Annotated in this window: 20 protein-coding genes; 15 read left to right on the forward strand and 5 right to left on the reverse strand. The window is 41.2% G+C overall.

The genetic code is table 11. From position 1 onward, the window contains the following. The first annotated feature begins 75 nt into the window (after positions 1–75). From FB6_RS08425 to ruvB, 3 genes are all read left to right on the forward strand, one after another. Positions 76–1,416, forward strand: coding sequence for a deoxyguanosinetriphosphate triphosphohydrolase (locus FB6_RS08425; RefSeq protein ID WP_174559579.1), 1,341 nt, complete (start codon positions 76–78; stop codon positions 1,414–1,416). Positions 1,417–1,537: 121 nt separating this feature from the next. Further along, entirely contained in the window at positions 1,538–2,140 is a 603-nt protein-coding gene (gene ruvA, locus FB6_RS08430) for a Holliday junction branch migration protein RuvA (protein ID WP_174559580.1), read from the forward strand. 283 nt (positions 2,141–2,423) lie between these two features. Further along, on the forward strand, positions 2,424–3,431 hold the full coding sequence (gene ruvB, locus FB6_RS08435; protein ID WP_174559581.1) for a Holliday junction branch migration DNA helicase RuvB: 1,008 nt from the start codon (positions 2,424–2,426) through the stop codon (positions 3,429–3,431). Between the two features lie 341 nt (positions 3,432–3,772). Here ruvB and FB6_RS08440 read toward each other — a convergent pair whose 3' ends face one another. Beyond that, positions 3,773–4,354 carry a hypothetical protein gene (locus FB6_RS08440; RefSeq protein ID WP_174559582.1) on the reverse strand — a complete coding sequence of 194 codons (582 nt, stop codon included), beginning with the start codon at positions 4,352–4,354 and terminating at the stop codon, positions 3,773–3,775. A 201-nt stretch (positions 4,355–4,555) separates the two neighbouring features. On the opposite strand from FB6_RS08440, the gene FB6_RS08445 reads away from it, so the two are divergent. From FB6_RS08445 to pal, 7 genes are all read left to right on the forward strand, one after another. Then, positions 4,556–5,911 (forward strand): amidohydrolase, encoded by a 1,356-nt coding sequence (locus tag FB6_RS08445; protein WP_438819963.1) that lies wholly within the window; start codon positions 4,556–4,558, stop codon positions 5,909–5,911. A 243-nt stretch (positions 5,912–6,154) separates the two neighbouring features. Further along, positions 6,155–6,565: a tol-pal system-associated acyl-CoA thioesterase gene (gene ybgC, locus FB6_RS08450; RefSeq protein ID WP_086196177.1), complete on the forward strand. Its 411-nt coding sequence runs from the start codon at positions 6,155–6,157 to the stop codon at positions 6,563–6,565. Positions 6,566–6,590: 25 nt separating this feature from the next. Beyond that, complete coding sequence (tolQ, locus tag FB6_RS08455; protein WP_174559584.1) at positions 6,591–7,289, forward strand: protein TolQ; 699 nt, start codon at positions 6,591–6,593, stop codon at positions 7,287–7,289. After that, positions 7,289–7,738, forward strand: coding sequence for a protein TolR (tolR, locus tag FB6_RS08460; RefSeq protein WP_174559585.1), 450 nt, complete (start codon positions 7,289–7,291; stop codon positions 7,736–7,738). The genes tolQ and tolR overlap by 1 nt, the downstream gene beginning before the upstream one ends. Before the next feature lie 3 nt (positions 7,739–7,741). Further along, on the forward strand, positions 7,742–8,998 hold the full coding sequence (gene tolA / locus FB6_RS08465) for a cell envelope integrity protein TolA (protein ID WP_174559586.1): 1,257 nt from the start codon (positions 7,742–7,744) through the stop codon (positions 8,996–8,998). Positions 8,999–9,203: 205 nt separating this feature from the next. Next, positions 9,204–10,487, forward strand: a complete 1,284-nt coding sequence (tolB, locus tag FB6_RS08470; protein ID WP_174559609.1) for a Tol-Pal system beta propeller repeat protein TolB — start codon at positions 9,204–9,206, stop codon at positions 10,485–10,487. A gap of 56 nt (positions 10,488–10,543) precedes the next feature. Beyond that, entirely contained in the window at positions 10,544–11,113 is a 570-nt protein-coding gene (pal, locus tag FB6_RS08475; RefSeq protein WP_174559587.1) for a peptidoglycan-associated lipoprotein Pal, read from the forward strand. Between the two features lie 56 nt (positions 11,114–11,169). Here the strand turns inward: pal and FB6_RS08480 are convergent, their stop codons facing one another. Further along, positions 11,170–11,364: an NF038105 family protein gene (locus FB6_RS08480; protein WP_174559588.1), complete on the reverse strand. Its 195-nt coding sequence runs from the start codon at positions 11,362–11,364 to the stop codon at positions 11,170–11,172. Between the two features lie 186 nt (positions 11,365–11,550). On the opposite strand from FB6_RS08480, the gene FB6_RS08485 reads away from it, so the two are divergent. From FB6_RS08485 to FB6_RS08505, 5 genes are all read left to right on the forward strand, one after another. After that, complete coding sequence (locus FB6_RS08485; RefSeq protein ID WP_174559589.1) at positions 11,551–12,525, forward strand: class 1 fructose-bisphosphatase; 975 nt, start codon at positions 11,551–11,553, stop codon at positions 12,523–12,525. A gap of 53 nt (positions 12,526–12,578) precedes the next feature. Further along, a complete protein-coding gene (locus tag FB6_RS08490; RefSeq protein WP_174559590.1) occupies positions 12,579–13,355 on the forward strand; it encodes a TrmH family RNA methyltransferase in 777 nt (258 codons plus the stop codon). Between the two features lie 175 nt (positions 13,356–13,530). Then, positions 13,531–14,145 carry an RNA polymerase sigma factor gene (locus FB6_RS08495; RefSeq protein ID WP_174559610.1) on the forward strand — a complete coding sequence of 205 codons (615 nt, stop codon included), beginning with the start codon at positions 13,531–13,533 and terminating at the stop codon, positions 14,143–14,145. Beyond that, positions 14,142–14,462, forward strand: a complete 321-nt coding sequence (locus tag FB6_RS08500; RefSeq protein WP_174559591.1) for a hypothetical protein — start codon at positions 14,142–14,144, stop codon at positions 14,460–14,462. Before FB6_RS08495 ends, FB6_RS08500 begins: the two co-directional genes overlap by 4 nt. Beyond that, entirely contained in the window at positions 14,452–14,853 is a 402-nt protein-coding gene (locus tag FB6_RS08505) for a DUF3106 domain-containing protein (RefSeq protein WP_174559592.1), read from the forward strand. The genes FB6_RS08500 and FB6_RS08505 overlap by 11 nt, the downstream gene beginning before the upstream one ends. Positions 14,854–14,915: 62 nt before the next feature. Here FB6_RS08505 and FB6_RS08510 read toward each other — a convergent pair whose 3' ends face one another. From FB6_RS08510 to hda, 3 genes are all read right to left on the reverse strand, one after another. Beyond that, on the reverse strand, positions 14,916–17,318 hold the full coding sequence (locus FB6_RS08510; RefSeq protein ID WP_174559593.1) for a CSLREA domain-containing protein: 2,403 nt from the start codon (positions 17,316–17,318) through the stop codon (positions 14,916–14,918). A 10-nt stretch (positions 17,319–17,328) separates the two neighbouring features. Then, positions 17,329–19,146 (reverse strand): rhombotarget A, encoded by a 1,818-nt coding sequence (gene rbtA / locus FB6_RS08515; protein WP_174559594.1) that lies wholly within the window; start codon positions 19,144–19,146, stop codon positions 17,329–17,331. Positions 19,147–19,265: 119 nt separating this feature from the next. Continuing rightward, positions 19,266–19,970 (reverse strand): DnaA regulatory inactivator Hda, encoded by a 705-nt coding sequence (gene hda / locus FB6_RS08520; protein WP_174559595.1) that lies wholly within the window; start codon positions 19,968–19,970, stop codon positions 19,266–19,268. Positions 19,971–19,972 lie beyond the last annotated feature (2 nt).

Raw genomic sequence — 19,972 nt, forward strand, 5'->3', positions numbered from 1 at the left:
ATCATGTCGCCCCGCTCTAGTCGCTTGCACTTTTTTTTGGCATGATGAATTCAGGTCATCACTGAATAATGATAAATGGAACAAATGCGTTGGTTAGAACTGCTTTCGACGGTTCGGATTGGTAGCAAAAAACAAAGTACAGAACAGGCTCGTAGCCCATTTCATAAAGATTACGACCGGATTATATTTTCACAAAGTTTTCGTCAACTGAACCGTAAAACTCAGGTTCATCCACTGACCCAGCACGATGGTATTCATACCCGTTTAACCCATTCTCTCGAAGTGTCCTGTATCGGGCGCTCCCTCGGTATGCTGGCCGCTGAAAAAATAAAAAATGAACTCCCGGTCTGGATTTCCCCGGCCGATGTGGGGGCTATTATTCAGGCCGCTTGTCTGGCACATGACATTGGCAATCCGCCTTTTGGCCATGCCGGTGAATATGCCATTCGTGAATGGTTTGATGATGCATCACATGGCAATTTTCTTGAAAAACTCACCCCGGAAGAACAGGCTGATGTACGTCAATTTGAAGGCAATGCCCAAGGATTACGCTTACTGACCAAGATTGACTATCATCCGAATGACGGCGGCATGCGCCTAACTTATGCCACTTTAGGAGCTTATTTAAAATACCCATGGCTGTCTAAAACCATTGCTTCGCAAGGTGATCGTCCGGCCAGTCAACGGGCAAAATTCGGCTGTTATCAATCTGAAAAAGAGATATTGAAGCAAATTGCGGAACAACTTGGACTCATCAAGCTGGGTGAATATCACTATTGCCGTCATCCGCTGACCTATTTATTAGAAGCAGCTGATGATATTTGTTATGCACTAATTGATCTGGAAGATGGCATTATTTTAAATATGCTTTCTTATGAAGAAGTCGAACCGATTTTCCTCAGTTTGCTGGGTGACTACAGCATGCCGAACGAGCTTTCCATGCCGGATACCACCTGGCAACAAAAAATTGCTGCCCTGCGTGGTCGCGTGATGAAACGTCTGGTCGAAGAAGTAACCACCGCTTTTGCCAAGCATCATTTTGAAATTCTGAGCGGCCTGCTTAAAGGCAGTTTATTGCAATATTGTACTGCCGATATTGAACCCGGGATCAATCGTGCCAAAGAACTGGCACGGGACAAGATTTTTGAACACCCACAAAAAGCCGGGCTGGAAATTATTGCCCATCAAAGTCTGCAAAATATTCTGGACGCCTTTATTCCGCTGACCACGCCACATAAAGCCTTGAGCTTTAAAGAGCAACGTTTAATGTCAATTCTGCAACGTTCAGGGGCACATTTTGGCAGTAATCACTATGACAATATTATGCAGGTGCTGGACATTATTTCGAAATTCTCTGACCATCAAGCCTATAACCTGTCGCAGGAATTACAAGGTAATAAAGCAGGCTTGATCTAAGTTTTTCAATAAATACAGGTTAATATTCCTGCGAATTTTAACGAATTATAGCTGAGCATTTTGCCTTTAGGACAAATGCTCTCTACTATGCAAGCAACGATAGATAAGTGAATAAATCAACATGATTGGATGTCTCATTGGTGAAGTAATTGCTTTAGAAGCACCAACTGTACTTTTAAACGTCAATGGCGTGGGTTATGAAGTGGATACGCCACTTTCAACATTTTGCCAATTACAAAAAGGCCAGAAAGTGACCCTATGGACACATTTGGCGGTACGTGAAGATGCGCAATTGCTCTACGGTTTTTTAAATGCCCAAGAGAAAACCATTTTCCGCACCCTGCTCAAAGTCAACGGTGTAGGACCTAAAATGGCGCTGGGTATTCTGTCGACTTTAAGTGTAGAAATGCTGATCCATACCGTTGAACATGAAGATGTAAATACACTGGTTAAAGTGCCAGGCGTGGGCAAAAAGACCGCTGAACGTTTAATGATTGAGCTACGTGACCGATTTAAAGCGCTTGCCACAGGTTCTGCCCCAACCAACTCGACTGCGACCCAAATTCAGTTCAGCTCCAATTCACCAGTTGCTGAAGCGGAAGCGGCTTTACAGTCTTTAGGCTATAAACCTGCTGAAGCACAAAAACTGATTAATGCCGTTAAAGCAGACTTTACTGAAGCCAGTGACATTATCCGTGCAGCGTTAAAGTCGATGAATAAATAAAATCCCCAAAAGTTTGATCACAAAAATTATGTGATACGCGTAAACGTCATTCGCAACTGTTCGAGGCAGGAAACATATGCGCGGTAATGTTTCTGCGATATAGTTGATTCGCATCATCATTCGACGAGTTTTGCGAATGACAATGGTTTTGCTTACTTTTGTCGAAACAAAAGTAAGGCGAACCGCAGGTTATTCCCTGAGTAAAAATAGTATTGAAAAGACACCGCCATGCCTAGCGCATGTATTTTGTTTTTTAAAATCGTTTTAATTTGAAGCCAAACTTATGCAAGACCGTCTCATCAGTGGTACTGAAAAACCCGAAGATCATTTTGATCGCGCCATTCGTCCAACTTCACTGGATGACTACATCGGTCAGCCCGTAGTCCGTGAGCAAATGGAAATCTTTATTGGTGCAGCCCGTGGCCGTGGCGAAGCCCTCGACCATACCCTGATTTTTGGCCCACCAGGTTTGGGTAAAACTACGCTGGCCAATATTATCGCGCGGGAAATGGGCGGCAACCTGAAATCCACTTCAGGTCCGGTCCTCGAACGTGCAGGTGATTTGGCTGCTATGCTGACCAATCTGGAAGAAGGTGATGTGCTCTTTATTGATGAAATCCACCGTCTTTCTCCTGTGATTGAGGAAATTCTGTATCCAGCAATGGAAGATTACCAACTGGATATTATGATTGGTGAAGGCCCCGGTGCACGTTCCATCAAACTGGATTTGCCACCATTTACTTTAGTCGCGGCCACTACACGTGCCGGTTTGCTCACCTCTCCGCTACGTGACCGTTTTGGGATTGTGCAACGTTTAGAATTTTATTCAGTAGCAGACCTGACTCATATTGTGTCGCGTTCAGCATCGTTAATGGATGTTCCGATGACAGCCGATGGCGCACAAGAAATTGCCCGTCGTGCACGTGGTACACCGCGTATTGCCAACCGCTTGCTGCGTCGCGTGCGTGACTATGCTCAAGTCAAAGGTACGGGCGAAGTGACTCAAGACATGGCGCAACGTGCGCTGGACATGCTGAATGTAGATAAAGATGGTTTAGACACTTTAGACCGTCGTTATTTAAGTATGTTGCTTGAACGTTTTGATGGTGGACCTGCTGGTGTAGAAGCATTGGCAGCCGCAATGGCTGAAGATTCAGGTACTTTGGAAGATGTCATTGAGCCTTATTTGATTCAGCAAGGCTATACCATGCGTACTGCACGAGGCCGTATTGCCACCAATATGGCATATTTGCAATTTGGCATGACACCGCCAGAGCCGAAAGATAAATGATTTAAAAACAACTTAGGTTCACTAGTATTTCATAGCTTAATTTAAGCAAGCTTTGGATACACGAGTGTGGCAGGGATGCCACACGTTAGCCATCACAACAAGGATGTTGTGTATGGGTAACAAAGGCTTTTCTTGCGAACCCAAAATATATTTTGAGCTCTCATTTTGGCCTCTCAAAAGTAAGACTTTGCCTACACAAATGCATTTCAATTTTATTGAAAAATTGTGGCAGTGAAATCTTATAATTTATCTAAGAGAATTCTAAAACTTCTTATAAGCACAAAATCAAAGCATATAGCTGCTGTTTGATTAACAAACTAACACCACTAAAAATAAAGGCCCTAAGACTTAGCAATCACCCTTACCTCTTCCACCAACATTAGCTCACAGGCACCACCGCCGGTATCTTCACGACTTAAAGAACTCCGCCAAGTCCACCCATCTTGTGCTTTGACTTCCACTAACTGGCCTTTTAAATAAATTAAATTATCTTGATCAATTTGAGCCAGTTGTTTGGCGATTGCTTTGTTTGCAGGAATTAAATGCGTATTAGCACTATGTGTTGAAATTTCACTGACTGGAATTGGCGGTGCATTTTCATAACGCCAGTAATACCAGCGGTTACTCTGACTGATGGATAACTGCTTATAAACCTCAGGATTAGCCATTGCTCCCCATCCCAGAGCAAAATCAACCGGGCTAATCTCGGATTCACGACCAAAATTATAATTTTCCTTAGATAAAACCCGGAACTCACCCGTATAAGGTTCCAAATGGGTCATGCTATAGCCCTGAAACTGATGAAGACCCCCAACCGTTTGATAATCCGCTGCATCTGAAATGCCCTTATCCGGTTTCAGCCAATATGACCACAAGGCAAAACCCAGGGCGAATATCAGGATATATTTTAAAAAACCACTCATTTTAAACTCAAATATTTAACAGGGCCGTTATTTCATGCCGCAAAAGTTAATCTAATAAAATCTTTATATTCAAATAACTAAAGCATTCTATATTTCATATGCATTTTAAAATACTTAAAGAGTTTTGTTCAAAATTCATGCATTGTGCAATCCTAGAACATCCTTTTAATTGATTCAAACATTTAAGGATTTTTCAAAGATATGGACATGCACAAACAGATTTGCCTGAGTCTTCCCCTTTTCCTATGCAGCCAGCTGAGCCTTGCAGACTGGATTGAGGATTCCGTTAAAAACGTAGAAACCCATACCATTCAGCTCCGGGAACATATTCATCAACACCCCGAATTTGGCAATATGGAATTCAAAACTTCTGAGCTGGTACAAAAAGAGTTGAAATCTTATGGCATTGAAGTACGTAAAGGCTATGCTAAAACAGGTGTCATTGGGGTACTGAAAGGCGCTAAACAGGGCCCTGTGATGGCTTTACGTGCCGATATGGATGCCCTTCCGATTGAAGAAAAAACCGGATTGCCTTTTGCCAGTAAGGTCAAAGCCACTTACCAAGGTACAGAAGTACATGTTATGCACGGCTGCGGCCACGACGCCCATACCGCCATGTTATTGGGTGCAGCCAAGGCTTTAGCAGCGAATAAAGATAAAATTGCCGGTACTGTGGTATTCGTTTTCCAACCGGCTGAAGAAGGCGGTGCCGATGTTGATAACTTCACCCAAGGTCATTTAATCGGTTCACGTAAAATGATTGCCGATGGTGCGTTGAATAATCCTAAACCGGAAGTGATTTTTGGTATGCACGTGATGGCGGGTATGCCTAGTGGCAATATTTTATATAAGGATGGTGCGATTCTAAACAGTGCCGATCATCTGCGCATTCAGGTCAATGGTAAACAGGTACATGGCTCTATGCCTTGGCTCGGTCGTGATCCGGTTTATGCGTCTTCACAGATGATCAATAACATGCAAAGTTTAATCAGCCGTCAGGCCGATTTAACCAAAGGCATGGGCGTGATCAGTATTGGCAGTATTCACGGCGGAACTACAGGCAATGTCATTCCAGAACAAGTGAATATGATCGGGACCATTCGTTCTAATAGTGAAGATGTCCGCCAAGGCATTTTAAAAAATTTACCCAAAATGCTCGAACATAATGCCGCAGCCAATGATGTCACGGCAAAAGTGGAAATTGCGCCATACGCGCCTGTAACTACCAACGATAAAACCTTAACCGCGCTAATGCAGCCCACACTTGCACAAGTGAATGGCAAAGATAAATTGCATGTGCTGGACAATAACGCCAGTGCCAGTGAAGATTTTGCCTATTATGGTCAGCTGATGCCATCCTTGTTTGTCTTTCTCGGCGCAACGCCTGCCAATCAGGACATGAGCAAAGCTGCGCCTAACCACAACCCTTTCTTTATCGTTGATAATGCGACCTTAAAAACCGGGGTAGAAAGTCATGTGCGCTTTGTTCTGGATTATCCAAAAGTTGCCCAACAGGTACAGACAGACTGGAAAAAGACGCAAGCGTTAAAAAAATAAACGACATTTGCATAAAAGTGAGCATCCTATGCTCACTTTTTTATGGCTAAAAGTTTTATTAATAGCGTACAGAATAGATTTGATTTGAAACCTTGTGCCATTGGACTCAAATCTCATGATGCTAAACTGCAACGCATTACACAGCTTGACTCTTAGCAATAATAGCGTCACATTCACAGACGCCATATTTAGCTAAAACACAAGCTCAAAATGCAAAATTGAATCATAAAGCGGGATACAATCATGGCGAATAAGTTCGAATTCAACATTCGTGTATATATTGAAGACACCGATGCAGGCGGCATTGTCTATCATGCAAACCATATCCGTTTTATGGAACGTACTCGTACCGAATGGCTACGTGCTTCGGGTGTAGACCACTACTGGCACCAAAAAGATTATAATTTTGTTGTTCATAAAATTAACGTAAAATATTCGCGCCCTATCCTTATGGACGACCTGATTACTGTTACAGCGAGTGTAGTTTCGTGTAAAGCGACATCATTTGTATTGCAACAAAATATTTATCGTGGTGAAATCATGCTTGCATCTGGTGAAGTCGAATTGGCCTGTATTAGCGTAGACGGCATGCGACCAACACGACTTCCTGAGGAAATCCGTACACTAATTCTGAAAGAGTTAGGACAAGACTAAAAAAATTTATTGGCACATTGTAACTATGGCAACACAACTAGAATCTTCGCTACACGTATCAGATCTTATTTTACAAGCAAGTCCTGTGGTTCAACTGGTAATGCTCCTGCTCTTGCTGGCATCATTATATAGTTGGTATCTGATTGCCAAGTTACATATGAGTTATAAAAAAGCCCAGGCCGATGATGAACATTTTCAGAAAATTTTCTGGTCCGGTGCCGAATTAAATACCCTCTACAACAATGCCCAGCTCAATTCCAAACGTGTCGGTCTGGAAGATATTTTCTATCAGGGCTTGGGTGAATTTTTCAAACTCAAAAAGCGCAATGCCCCTGCTACACAAAGCATTGAAGGTACTGAACGCATTTTGCGAGTTGGCCTCAGCCGCGACCAAGGCGGCTTAGAGAAAGGGTTGGGTGCTTTGGCAAGCATTGGTTCTGTTGCACCTTATGTCGGCCTCTTCGGTACAGTCTGGGGCATTATGAATGCGTTTATTGGCTTGGCAGATGTCGATCAGGTCACATTGGCCACCGTAGCACCCGGTATTGCCGAAGCATTGATTGCAACAGCTATTGGTCTTTTTGCAGCCATTCCAGCCGTTTTGGCCTTTAACCATTACACCGCTAAAGGTGAAGCTGTTTATTCAGACCGTGCTTTATTTGCTGAAGAAATGGTGGCGCTATTACAACGTCAGACTGTGGGTTCTACACAGGAAAATGACTAATGGCGATTCAACGTTCTGGACGCTTTGAGCGTATAAAAAAACCATTGAAAAGTGACATGAATGTCGTGCCGTATATTGACGTCATGCTGGTGCTTTTGGTGATTTTCATGGTGACCGCACCAATGATTACCACAGGTGTCAAAGTAGATTTACCTCAAGCCAATGGTACGCCAATGCAAGCTGAAGACCGTCCTGCTATTGTTACCCTTGAAGCGGATGGCACCATTAAACTTGAAGATAAAACGCATAATAATAATGTGCTTACAATTAATGAACTGAAAACAGTACTAACTGAGTCACAACGTGAAGCTTCCGAACAGAAAAAACAAATGAGTGTGCTCATTAACGGCAGTGAATCTCGTCCTTATGGTGAAGTCATGAAACTCATGTCTACACTGCAAGATGCAGGATTAACACAAGTAGGTTTACTGACTGAGCCATTAAAATAATTTATGAAAGATTTTAAAAAGCCGCCTTTTAAACAAAAAGCAGTTGCTATTGGCTTCACCCTTGGGGTGCATGTCATTGCAGTGGTTGGCTTACTTTATCTCGGCATGAGTAAACCACCCGAACCACCTAAAAAGATCACAACGGTTCTAATTAAGCCTGAAGATTTAAAACCTGTAACCCGTCAAGAAACAGAGTTTGATGAAACAGCTCATAACAATATTGCTGAACAGATTACTCAAACTGCTGAACCGAGCGTAGAGCCTGCACCTGAAATTCCAACAGCTCCGCCGCCTGCACCTGCTCCAGCGCTAGCACAACCTGATAGCAATAAAGCGGCACAGCAAGCTCAAGCCGCTGCTGAAGCAATGCAAAAGTCAGAGCAAAAAGCCGCTGAAAATGCAAAAATTGCTGAAGCCAATAAATTAAAAGCCCAAGCTGAGGCAGCTGAAAAAGCTAAAAATGATGCTGCTAATAAAGCTAAAGCTGACGCAGCTGCTAAAGCAAAAACTGATGCAGCTAATAAAGCCAAAGCCGATGCTGCTAGAGCAAATGCAGAAGCAGAGAAGCAAAAATCCGATGCGATTGCTAAAGCCAAAGCTGAAAAAGTCCGAGCAGATGCATTAAGAAAAGCGGAAGCTGATAAACAACGCGCTGAATCAGCTGCAAAAGCCAAAGCCGATGCGGCTAATAAAGCCAAAGCTGATGCGGCTGCAAAAGCCAAAGCTGATGCAGCTAATAAAGCCAAAGCCGATGCGGCTGCTAAAGCCAAAGCTGACGCAGCTGCTAAAGCCAAAGCCGATGCAGCTGCTAAAGCCAAAGCCGATGCGGCTGCTAAAGCAAAAGCTGATGCAGCTAATAAAGCTAAAGCTGACGCGGCTGCTAAAGCAAAAGCTGATGCAGAAGCACGTGAACGTGCAGCTGAAGAAGCCAAGGCATCAGCTGCGAAACAGGCTGCAGAAGAAGCGGCAACCAAAAAGGCTGAAGCAAAGAAAATTGCTTCAACTGCAAAACGTGACTTCGAAAATAGAATCAAACGTGCTTGGGACATTCCAAGTGGTTCGTCTGGTCAAAAAGCCACAGCTCGTGTCACCTTGAGTGACAGTGGCTCGGTTCAGTCGGTGATTGTAAACTCGAGTGACCCTGACATGAAAGCCAGTGTAGAAGCCGCTGTACGTGCAGCCGCGCCTTACCCGATGCCTTCCGATCCTGATGCGCGACGTGAAGCTAGAACCTTTACATCAAGCTTTACCGCAAAATAGAAAAAAGCCACATCAAATTGTGATTGATGTGGCTTTTTTTCGCATTTAAACTAGGCATTCGATTAAATAGCTAAAATTTTATTCACTTTTCACAGTCTTATAACAGTTTAGTCATAATGATGTGCTTTTAATAATTCAAAATCATGCCATTATGTGACACAACCATATTCACAATAATTTACATCTTTAGAGTACGTAGCAGATGATGGAAATGACGCGTAAACATCTACTTTGCCTAACTATCTTGACCGCTTTAAGTCCAGTATTTGCCACGCAATCCTATGCACAATTGCATTTGGAGATTGCAAAAGCACCTGAAGAAGCGCCCAAAATTGCCATTATTCCGTTTAATAATGATCAAAGTATTTACCCAATTGTCGAAAATGATCTCAATCGTTCAGGCAAATTTTCCAGCGCTTCCAAGAATCTGCCTGCAACAGCAAGTATGAATACGCCCAATGCAGCGGCGTGGAAATCTGCAGGTGTGCCCTATGTGGTCACAGGCACGGTAAAAGCGACTGATAATGGCAGTTTCGAAGTTCATTATCAGCTTTATGATATCGAAAAACAGCAATACCTATTAAATGAATTGTTGACTGTACCAGCTTCACGTATTCGTCAGGCGGGTCACATGATTAGTGATGCGATTTATCAGGCATTGACTGGTATTCCAGGCGATTTTAGCGGCCGTATTGCCTATGTACTGCGCAACCCTGCAACGCCTGAACAGCGTTATACCCTGCAAATTGCCGATACAGATGGTGAACAGCCTAAAACCATCCTGACTTCTCGTGATCCAATCCTGTCACCAGCTTGGACACCAGATGCGAAAAAAATTGCTTACGTTTCATTCGAAACCAAACGCCCGGCAATTTATGTACAAGATTTGGCCACCGGTCAACGCGAAAAACTGGCTAGCTTCCGTGGTTTAAATGGTGCACCCAGCTTCTCGCCAGATGGCAAGAGCATGTTGTTTACCGCCTCTATGCATGGCAATCCTGAAATCTATCAAATGAATCTGGATACGCGTGAACTAGAGCGTATGACCAATGACAGCGCAATTGATACAGAAGCCCGTTATGCACCAGATGGTAAATCTTTTATTTTCACCTCTGACCGCGGCGGCTCACCGCAGATTTATACCTATAATTTTGCCAATAGCACCAGTAAGCGTCTAACCTTCCGTGGTGCATTTAATGCCCGTGGTACATTAAGTGCGGATGGCAAAAAAATTGCATTAGTTCACCGTCCAAGTGGCAGTAACTATAAAGTAGCCATTCAGGATATCAACACCGGTATTACCAACATTCTCACCCCAACCAGTCTGGATGAATCACCAAGCTTCTCGCCAAATGGCCAAATGGTGGTTTATGCCACCCGTGAAGGTAATCGTGGTTTATTATCGATCATGTCACTGGATGGCCGTTTCCGCATGAACTTGCCAAGTGAACAGGGCGAAGTGCGCGAGCCTGCCTGGGCCCCTAAATAACAATTCAACCGAATTAATCATATTAATTTAAAGTAATGATAATCATGGAGATAAAGATGAAAGCAGTTCAACTATTTGCTCTTCCAATTCTGGCAACAGCATTGGTCATGACAGGTTGTGCCAGCCGTAAGCCTGCAGCTGAAATTCAGGCAGGACAAAATCCGAGTACAGCAACTACAGTCAGCACAGAAGGTTTAAGTGAAGATGCTGCTTTGAATGCACAAAATCTGGCAGGTGCGTCATCTAAAGGTGTTACTGCTGCCAATAAAGCATTTTTAGCAAAACGTGTAGTTCACTTTGACTATGACAGTAGCGAACTTTCAAACGAAGACTATCAAACCCTTCAAGCTCACGCTCAATTCTTGGTAGCCAATGCCAATTCAAAAGTGGCTTTAACGGGCCATACCGATGAACGTGGTACCCGTGAATACAACATGGCTTTAGGTGAACGTCGTGCCAAAGCGGTAGAAAGCTTCCTAATTACCAATGGTGTTGCTGCTAACCAACTAGAAGCTGTAAGCTATGGTAAAGAAATGCCAATTAATGCTGGTCATGACGAAAATGCATGGAAAGAAAACCGCCGCGTAGAAATTAACTATGAAGCTGTTCCACCTTTATTAAAATAAAGTGTGCATAAAAAAAGCGCTCAACTGGAGCGCTTTTTTTATATCTTGACAGAATCTTAAGCTTGTTCAGATTCTTTAGACTCTTCTTTCGGATGTTGCATGGATTCGATCAAATCATGCTTGTTGAATTTTTTGTATTCAGGTTTAGCTTCATAATCTTTCCAGGCTGCTTTCACTTTCTCGTCAGAAATATCGTCTAAATTCATAGCTTCATTTGGCGTTGGAGTCGCATCAAACTTTTGCGTTGTCATAACTGTGCTCCTATCACGTTTTCCATATCCTCTGAACCTCAACATAGCATGTTCCACAGAACTTACAAGAGTAAAATCACCACAAATAATCGAGTTTAATTGTTCTTTTGCTACGTTCTCATCTAAAATACTCTCCCATATTCTTTTGATAATTTTTTATCATTTTCTAATTGGAGTTTTCCTGTCATGTCATATCGTACCCTTTCCCAATTCCTAGAACAAAAAACAGGGAATTTAACGCCTGAACTTGCTCAAGTAATTGAAACTATTGGTAATACATGCAAAGCCATTGATCAATTATTACAAAAAGGCGCGCTGGCAGGTGTATTGGGTAGCGCTCAGCACGAAAACGTCCAAGGCGAAGAACAAAAGAAACTTGACGTGATTTCAAATGACTATTTGATTGATGCCTTAAAAGTGCATCCGCATGTCGGTGGTTTGGCTTCAGAAGAATTAGATGAATTTACCCCTGCGCAAGAAAATGGCGAATTTCTGGTTCTGTTTGATCCACTTGATGGTTCAAGCAATATCGATATCAACATGTGTGTCGGTACAATTTTCTCGATTTTACCTGCCAAAAATGCAGTGACTCAAGCTGAAGACTTTATGCAAGCCGGTACCAACCAAGTGGCTGCTGGTTACGTGCTTTACGGTCCATCAACCATGATGGCATTAACTGTAGGCGCGGGTGTGGTGTTCTTTACTTTTGATCCTGAAACGAAAGAATTTTTACTGACTTCTGAAAATATTCAAGTTGCAGCAGATACCAAAGAATTTGCCATCAATGCATCAAATCAACGTCACTGGGAAGAACCAGTAAAACGTTATATTGCTGAACTGCAAGACGGTAAAACTGCAGTACGTGGCAAAGACTTCAACATGCGTTGGGTTGCCTGCATGGTCGGTGATATTCACCGTATTCTTTGCCGTAGCGGTATTTTCTTGTATCCATATGACACCAAAGATCCGAAAAAAGCTGGTCGTCTACGTTTAATGTATGAAGCAAACCCAATGAGTATGCTAATGGAACAAGCTGGTGGTGCTTCTACTACTGGTCGTGTACGTATTCTCGACATTCAACCGACTGAACTGCATCAACGTGTTCCTGTAGTAATTGGCTCTAAAAATGAAGTTGATCTTGTCACTAGCTACCATCATTAATTTTAATAGCGGAAGTAAGTGACTTTTACTTACTTCCGTGGATCTCATCTCCCATGCCCACTATTTTCCTCGAATCTAAAGATAACCCTAAAATTAAGCATTTACGTGGCTTGATTGAACAGAATTCATATCGTAAAAAACAAGGCCAGACGGTTCTTGAAGGCACGCATTTATGTTTGGCCTGGTTAGCTGAAGATAGAAAAATCAAATCTATTTTTACCACCGAACAGGCCTTAAACCATCCTGATTTTGATCGGATAGCTGAACAATATCAGGGTGCGGTCTTTGTCATTAGTGAATCCCTGTACAAAGATTTAAGTACGCTGGGTACCACTCTAGCCTGTCTTGCAATTGTCGATTTACCGAGTTCACGCCAAGCGCTGGATTTCACAGCAGACACCTTAATTCTGGAAAATATTCAAGATCCGGGAAATGTCGGCACGCTACTCCGTTCTGCTGCTGCTGCCGGAATTCAACAAATTGTCTGCACCAAAGGTTCGGCCTCACTGTGGTCTCCGCGGGTACTGCGCGCAGGAATGGGGGCACATTTTGCCTTGCAGACCTATGAAAATGTTGCACTGGAAGACATCATGGATCAATTTAAAATCCCTGTCTATGTCACCAGTTCACATGAATCAGAAAGCTTATATTCTAAAGACTTAAGAAAATCTTGTGTCTGGATTTTAGGCAACGAAGGTCAAGGTGTATCGGATTATGCTCTCGCGCATGCGCAAGCCGTTTCCATCCCGCAACCCGGTGGACAAGAATCATTAAACGTTGCCATTGCTGGTTCTGTATGTTTCTTTGAAATGGTCCGTCAACGTTTATAATTTGATAAACTTGATCTTTGTTTACTTTATTTTAAACATCACTGGTGGATGTTAAAAAATAGATTACACTAGAAAAATAATATTATTTTTGTCAACCAAACCATTATTTCCAACGTTATGTGCTTATGAATATGGAAATAATGGTGGGTATCCAATGACAGGATTTTCCATCTCTATGGATTCAGCACCGAAACAGTCTCAGTCGGAAAATTTGAGTACTCTGAAGAGTACGGCTGAACAACGCCTGAAAATTTTTATGCAGGATGTGACTGGACGTGCTTTAGTGATGATGGAGAGTGCGACTCAAGGTCAACAGGGCATCGCCATGGACTTGGTGCAAGAAGCATTTATTTCCTTGCACAAAGCCTATGCCGACAAATGTACTGATGAGTGGTATCCCCTGTTTTACACCATTTTGAACCATAAACTACAGGATTGGCGTAGAAAAGAAGTCCGTCGTGCGCAACCTTTTTCTTTTTTTAAAAAGGTCAGTCTGGATGACGACGATATTGAACTGAATGATATTGTCGATGAAAGTACACCTAGTCCATTCGATTTTCTTGATCAAGCGGTAACTGCCGAAGAAATACAGGAAGCGATTGCTCAGCTTCCCGTTCGGCAGCAACAGGCTTTTATGTTACGCGCTTGGGAAGGTTTTGATACACACACTACTGCACAAATCATGGAATGCAGTGAAGGTAGTGTAAAAACGCATTATCATCGTGCTATTCAAGGTCTTAGAGCTGCTTTAGCACATTTGAATCCATATCGTGGAGGGTCATCCGAATGAAACAAGATGATTTCTTAAAACAAGTTACTTCCAAACTCGATGGGTTGGCACAGCATCACCAAGGCAAACCCGTCGTGATGAATCATGTCATTGAAGAAATTCATGAGCGTGAAACATCGCGTTATGGACTTTGGAAAATGTCAGGTTTTGCACTTGCTGCAGCAATCGCAGGCTTTGTGGTGTTCCCAAACTCCATGGAAATGGCAGCAAAACCACAGAATCAGGTTGTGGTTACTCCAAAACTCTCCCCACAAATGGTTGAAGATTTGGAGATGTTAATGGTTTTAGGTGAGGACAAGGTTCCCCATGGCAGCTAAAAGATTAGCATTTGCTTTTTGTGCACTCGGTTTTTTACAAACCAGTTTTGCTGGCTTTGAACGTTTTTGGATTTTTTCCAAAGATGCAGATACTCAAGTGGCAGAAACTTGGGAGACCTTATCCGATGCAGAACAACGTGCATTGATCCAGCGTTATCAATCCTTAAAGGAATTACCTGATGCGCAAAGTACCACGTTGCAGCAGCGTATGGACTGGTTTACCCAACTTCCAGAACAAGAAAAACAAAAAATGCGTGATACGTGGCAAAAAATGAGTAGCCAAGAACGTAAAGAGTTAGGCATCCGTATGCAGAAAGCAGCTCCTGAAGATCGACCAGCTATTCGGGATGAATATATCAGTAAATATTTACCTCAAACTGCGAGTCATTAATTCAATTTTTTTTACGAATATTTACACCAATAAAAAGGCCGCTGAGATCAGCGGCCTTTTTATCATTTCATGCGATAACGTCGATATAAACCTAAACCTAGCAAGGCAAACACACCATATAGCCCAAATGCCCCACCACCACCGCTTGATGATGTATTGGTATTTTGTACAGTATTGGTCAAATAAATGGTAGCGATATTTGATGAGATTTCATCTGCATCATATACTTTATAGGTGACTGGATAATCAAATTGGCTGAAATTGTTTTTCACAGTAAAATGTAACTTTCCACCATAACAAATATTTGCTGCATTATTACCAGGACAAGGTCCTTGACGCTCTGCTGACACCGTCAATCCAGCTGGTAATTTTTCAATTTGAATTGGAATTTCACCTATTGTTGGATTTGCATAAAATGGTTTTTTTACAAATGATAAACCAGACGTTGATCCATCTCCGTCATCATTATCATTTTCTAAAGGATTAACCGTTATTTCCAGATTAGAACTCGAACTAATATAATATGTATCATCGTTTGCTACAGGCGCGATATTGGTAAAACGTGCAGAAATTAGTCCTGTAGAAAGCACTCCTGTTTCTTTATTTTTAAGCGTGTACTTACAATATTCAGAATTTGCACTATTCGTTATATGATCTTCCAATCGGTAAACCATGATTCTTTTTAAATCAGGCTTCCATTCGCATTTTAATTTGCTATCAGGTTGAATACTAGATAAGTCAATGCTGGCATTTGCACTTTGACTACTTCCCACACCGTATGATACAGCAGATACATCATAATTATCTAAATCTAAGGGTGTGAGACGTTTAGCACCATTCGTACCAACCTCTACTTCATCTGTTAAGGCGAATTTAAACGGATCAACATAAATGGTGCGATAACCCTGATATTGCTTTGTATATTTAAGTAAGCTTTCAGCTTTAGACAAATCATCATTGTACATAATCAAATAATCAGAATTTGTATTCTTATTTGTCACCAAAGCTTTTAATCTATCCACTTCAGCTTGCAAAGCATCTATTAATGTAACAGCAGAGCTATTGGTTAAATTGACAATATCTGCAGCAGTAGGCCTCATCAGCTCAACAGAACCAATGTCACAGCTATTCTTAAGTGTTGGATCTAAAATTAAAGTGCCATCAGTTACACGTTCCAATCCTCTTTGGTCATAATCACTACAGCCCGTTGTTCCAATATCAACCAAGTCATTACTCAACTGATTATCTTTTGGATAATAAAGAGGTAAATAAGTATTGTATTCAGACGCTACCTGATAGGCCGATAATAATGAGGTTATACTAATGCCAGATACATTAATATTATTTGAAGTAGATGCCGTACTCGCAGTAGGTAAAGTACATTCGCCACTACCTGTAAGTTCTATTGCATTATTGATTGCTGATATCGTTACATCATCAATAGCTACATTATTAGCACTGCTATAACCACATGAACGACCCACATTGTAAGCAAGTACATTAAAACTTAATGCTTTAGTGCCTTTTTCATCATAATATAAGGTACTTGCTGCTTTATTTTCTACAATAGTATTACTATTCAAAAGCAAAGAAGATGATGAGCTGGTCGGATGACCAGATGATGCAACAGTATTGATGATTGCTCCATTACTGCCCGCAGCACTATTTTTTGCAATCGTATTTGCAGTTAAATTAACGGCTGAATTACCGCAAAAGTCTAAAGTACTGTTACTATTTCCCTGATTTCCATTATTAACAATACTGCTGTAACTCACATCAATACTGGCTTTGGTACTCAGTAAATTCGCTTCGCAATCCATTGCCATAACGCTACCGAGAATCGCATTATTTCCTTCGATTAATGTACGTGAAAGTGATAATGACTTTTCAGTATTTTGCGAAACAAAATAAATTGCACCACCATTTTTTTCAGATTTAGAAGACGTAATTGCACTGCTATTCATAACTAGTGGGCCGGCCAGATATAAAGCACCACCATCTTCTTTTGAATATCCTTGAGTAAGCTCGACTTGCAGCAAGGTGAGTGCTGACTCACTATTTATAGTATTAAAAATACGAGTCTTATTTTGGCCACTAATTTTACTCACTAAATTACCCATTAATGGGTAATCATTAGTAAGCGGACTTTTTTGCTTCCAGTCAGCAGGTGATTTTCCTTGAATAATAATCTGGCTAGTAGGAGCAATTTCTTTTTCTAATTTATACTCACCCGCTTCTAGCTGAATAATATCTTTTTGACCATTTAGGGTATTACCTGCGCTACACCCCCCATAAGCTTTATTCAAACTTGCTGCTTTCACCGCTTCACGCAATGAACATTTATTCGGATTGGTATTATCTTCATCATCAAAAGTATTAACATAAATCGTTTTATCTTGAGCAGCCATTAATGACATAGCAGACAAAACCATTATGCATAGCAATCCTTTATTATAATTCTTCATGACTATATCCTTATTTTTTGAAGCGACGTAATCCGAGTAAACCCAACAGTGTCATGACACTATAAAATCCAAATGACCCGCCTGATGTTTTAACGGACTTACTTTCCATCTTATTTTCAGCTTCCTGCACGATTTGTACATTGATATCCATGTATGGCTTACTTTTATTAAATCGGGTCGATGAAGTAACAATTCGAATTGTAAAAATATCAGCACCGCGCCATGCACTGTTTGGTGTATAAATCAAATTACCATCTAAATCTATAGTCAGCTTTCCTTTGGAAGGTGTCTGGGTTTGTACGACTTCTACGCAACCATCACGCCATGCACTGCCAGTAGAATTCTGAGAATAAATATTGTCACATTCTTCACTAGGAATTAGATCGCTATCACCCAAAAGATCGGCAATATTAATTTTTGCTGTTTGCCCAATTAAAATATCCTTACCAGTCAAACTCACTGTCGTTGGAACCACGATTTCAACCGCACCACGATCACATTTTTCAACCTCTGAATCTCGAGTTTTACCTCTTTGGTCGGAAGCCTCACAAGCGACATAAGTATCCGTTGAATTTACTTTCACTCGCCCTTTATTTACAATTAAAGAATCAGAAATATTTGAATAAGAAAGTAAAATTCGAGGACGGAAATAACCTAAAAATGTTTTCTCTGCACGCTTAAATGGACATAAAATGGCAACATTATTATCTCTTAACGATAAACAGTTACCTTCAACATCATTTCCTGCAAATAAGTCTGTACCACTCCAAATTTGATTCTTATAAACCGCTGAACCATTACCACAATTTGCAGTGACCAAATTATTCAATAAAATACTGCTATCACTACTGCTAAAACTACAGTCTGAAGCTGGTGAGCTAACAGGGTATGGGTTACCTAATAGAATACTATTACTTAAATAAGCTTTTGCACGTGTTGCATCAAAAGACAAACCTGAGGTATTGGCAACAATAGTCAGGTTATTCAATCCCATACCATCTGTAACGTTCGCGACTAAACCTTTATTTTTAAAAAATGTACTATTCGATATAGTAAAGATATTTAATGGGAAAGCAGAAAATTTAGAGGTGTCCGTTTCTGCTTCAGAATAAATATTTGCTGAAACAGTCGATGTCGTTTGATTGCCACTAAAAACTGAATTTGTGATTTTAAAGCCTGGAGCCTGACTATAAATAGCTCCACCCTCGGTGGCCTGATTATTGGCTATTAAGCTATTGTCAATTGAGACATAACTTGTATAGACAGGAAAATCCGTATTTTTTACAACATTATAAATTGCACCACCCTGTCCTGCATGCCCACCAAGCAATTTTACATAACTTAATTGCAAATTTTCATTGTTATAAATCAAACCACCTTTGTCTGCACATTGCTGCTGACTACAGCCTTCTAAATTCACTTCAGTTAAATTTACGACTGCTATTTTGTCGCCTATTTTATTATCAATATAAAAAATCTGGTCTTGCCCTGACATCTTAATTGTGGCGTTATTTAAACCAGGGATAGCTTCTTCAGTAACATTGGTTTCATAACTGGTTTTTATGGTTAAATCTGCTTCTATAGATAGGCTAGAACCTACCTTGTAAATTGCATTTTTTTCCAACAAAATAATAGACGTTGAGTTTTCACCGCCGCAGCCATAATAGCCTTCTTTAGGCAACTTGTTATTGACATATTTTATTGCTTCGCGTAACGAGCACACCTTGTCATCTTTTTCAACATCTTCAGTCGTATTAACAATAATATCCGCACTATAAGCATGTCCAGCAACGCATAACATACCTATACCTATGCTCTGTTTGAGCATATCCTTCTCCTTGTATTCTTCTATATATTTTTATTCTTAAGTTGCACATTCCCTGCAACATCGAACTATTTTGCTGTACTTTGTCACAGCTTGGGAAATTTCACAAGATTTTTTATTGTTTACCGATATTCATCAATTAAGGCATAAATCTGCCTTAAATTGGCATGACTAATTTTCGTTTTTTCACCTTTTAATAACTGGACCAGTTGCTCTAATGTTTGCAATAAAATGGAAGTTTGATGAGGTCCATGCATAAGCAAGTAATCAATAATTTGTTGATCTATATGAATACCGCGACGCGACAAAACCGATGTCACTAATGCATAACGATCAGCGTAGAGACTCCCACTTGGCACTTTAACGCTCACTGCCTGAGTCAAACGTGACTGTAAGTCTGGTAACTCCAGTTTTAACTCAATCGGGGCGACACGAGAAGAAAAAACCAACTGCCCTCCACCTTCATTATTGTAATTAATTAGATGAAATACAGCTTTTTGCCAATGTGGCACTCCACTAATCGCCTCTATATCATCTAAAGCTACCAGATCGTATTGATCCAGAGCTGTAATCGCATCTGTGGGAGCATCGAGCAATTCAAGTAGAGACACCTGAATGGCAGATTTTCCTATTTCCAAATAGGAATCACAAATTGCAGACAGTAGATGACTTTTGCCCGAGCCTGCGCCACCATAAACATAAAAACGGTTCATCAAGCCGGCATGCAACTGGCGGACTGCATCAATGACATGTCCCCAACCCGGACCAGAAAAATCGCTAATTCTGGCATCCAGTTGTGGTTCAATGTCTAATTGCAGTTGACGCATAT

The sequence above is a fragment of the Acinetobacter bouvetii genome, from assembly GCF_902753875.1.
In the GTDB taxonomy this organism is placed as follows: domain Bacteria; phylum Pseudomonadota; class Gammaproteobacteria; order Pseudomonadales; family Moraxellaceae; genus Acinetobacter; species Acinetobacter bouvetii_A.

Bases quoted from the DNA above. Each gene is read 5' to 3' on its own strand.
- FB6_RS08425 (WP_174559579.1), top strand. From the start codon at position 76: ATGGAACAAATGCGTTGGTTAGAACTGCTTTCGACGGTTCGGATTGGT.
- ruvA (WP_174559580.1), top strand. From the start codon at position 1,538: ATGATTGGATGTCTCATTGGTGAAGTAATTGCTTTAGAAGCACCAACT.
- ruvB (WP_174559581.1), top strand. From the start codon at position 2,424: ATGCAAGACCGTCTCATCAGTGGTACTGAAAAACCCGAAGATCATTTT.
- FB6_RS08440 (WP_174559582.1), bottom strand. From the start codon at position 4,354: ATGAGTGGTTTTTTAAAATATATCCTGATATTCGCCCTGGGTTTTGCC.
- FB6_RS08445 (WP_438819963.1), top strand. From the start codon at position 4,556: ATGGACATGCACAAACAGATTTGCCTGAGTCTTCCCCTTTTCCTATGC.
- ybgC (WP_086196177.1), top strand. From the start codon at position 6,155: ATGGCGAATAAGTTCGAATTCAACATTCGTGTATATATTGAAGACACC.
- tolQ (WP_174559584.1), top strand. From the start codon at position 6,591: ATGGCAACACAACTAGAATCTTCGCTACACGTATCAGATCTTATTTTA.
- tolR (WP_174559585.1), top strand. From the start codon at position 7,289: ATGGCGATTCAACGTTCTGGACGCTTTGAGCGTATAAAAAAACCATTG.
- tolA (WP_174559586.1), top strand. From the start codon at position 7,742: ATGAAAGATTTTAAAAAGCCGCCTTTTAAACAAAAAGCAGTTGCTATT.
- tolB (WP_174559609.1), top strand. From the start codon at position 9,204: ATGGAAATGACGCGTAAACATCTACTTTGCCTAACTATCTTGACCGCT.
- pal (WP_174559587.1), top strand. From the start codon at position 10,544: ATGAAAGCAGTTCAACTATTTGCTCTTCCAATTCTGGCAACAGCATTG.
- FB6_RS08480 (WP_174559588.1), bottom strand. From the start codon at position 11,364: ATGACAACGCAAAAGTTTGATGCGACTCCAACGCCAAATGAAGCTATG.
- FB6_RS08485 (WP_174559589.1), top strand. From the start codon at position 11,551: ATGTCATATCGTACCCTTTCCCAATTCCTAGAACAAAAAACAGGGAAT.
- FB6_RS08490 (WP_174559590.1), top strand. From the start codon at position 12,579: ATGCCCACTATTTTCCTCGAATCTAAAGATAACCCTAAAATTAAGCAT.
- FB6_RS08495 (WP_174559610.1), top strand. From the start codon at position 13,531: ATGGATTCAGCACCGAAACAGTCTCAGTCGGAAAATTTGAGTACTCTG.
- FB6_RS08500 (WP_174559591.1), top strand. From the start codon at position 14,142: ATGAAACAAGATGATTTCTTAAAACAAGTTACTTCCAAACTCGATGGG.
- FB6_RS08505 (WP_174559592.1), top strand. From the start codon at position 14,452: ATGGCAGCTAAAAGATTAGCATTTGCTTTTTGTGCACTCGGTTTTTTA.
- FB6_RS08510 (WP_174559593.1), bottom strand. From the start codon at position 17,318: ATGAAGAATTATAATAAAGGATTGCTATGCATAATGGTTTTGTCTGCT.
- rbtA (WP_174559594.1), bottom strand. From the start codon at position 19,146: ATGCTCAAACAGAGCATAGGTATAGGTATGTTATGCGTTGCTGGACAT.
- hda (WP_174559595.1), bottom strand. From the start codon at position 19,970: ATGCGTCAACTGCAATTAGACATTGAACCACAACTGGATGCCAGAATT.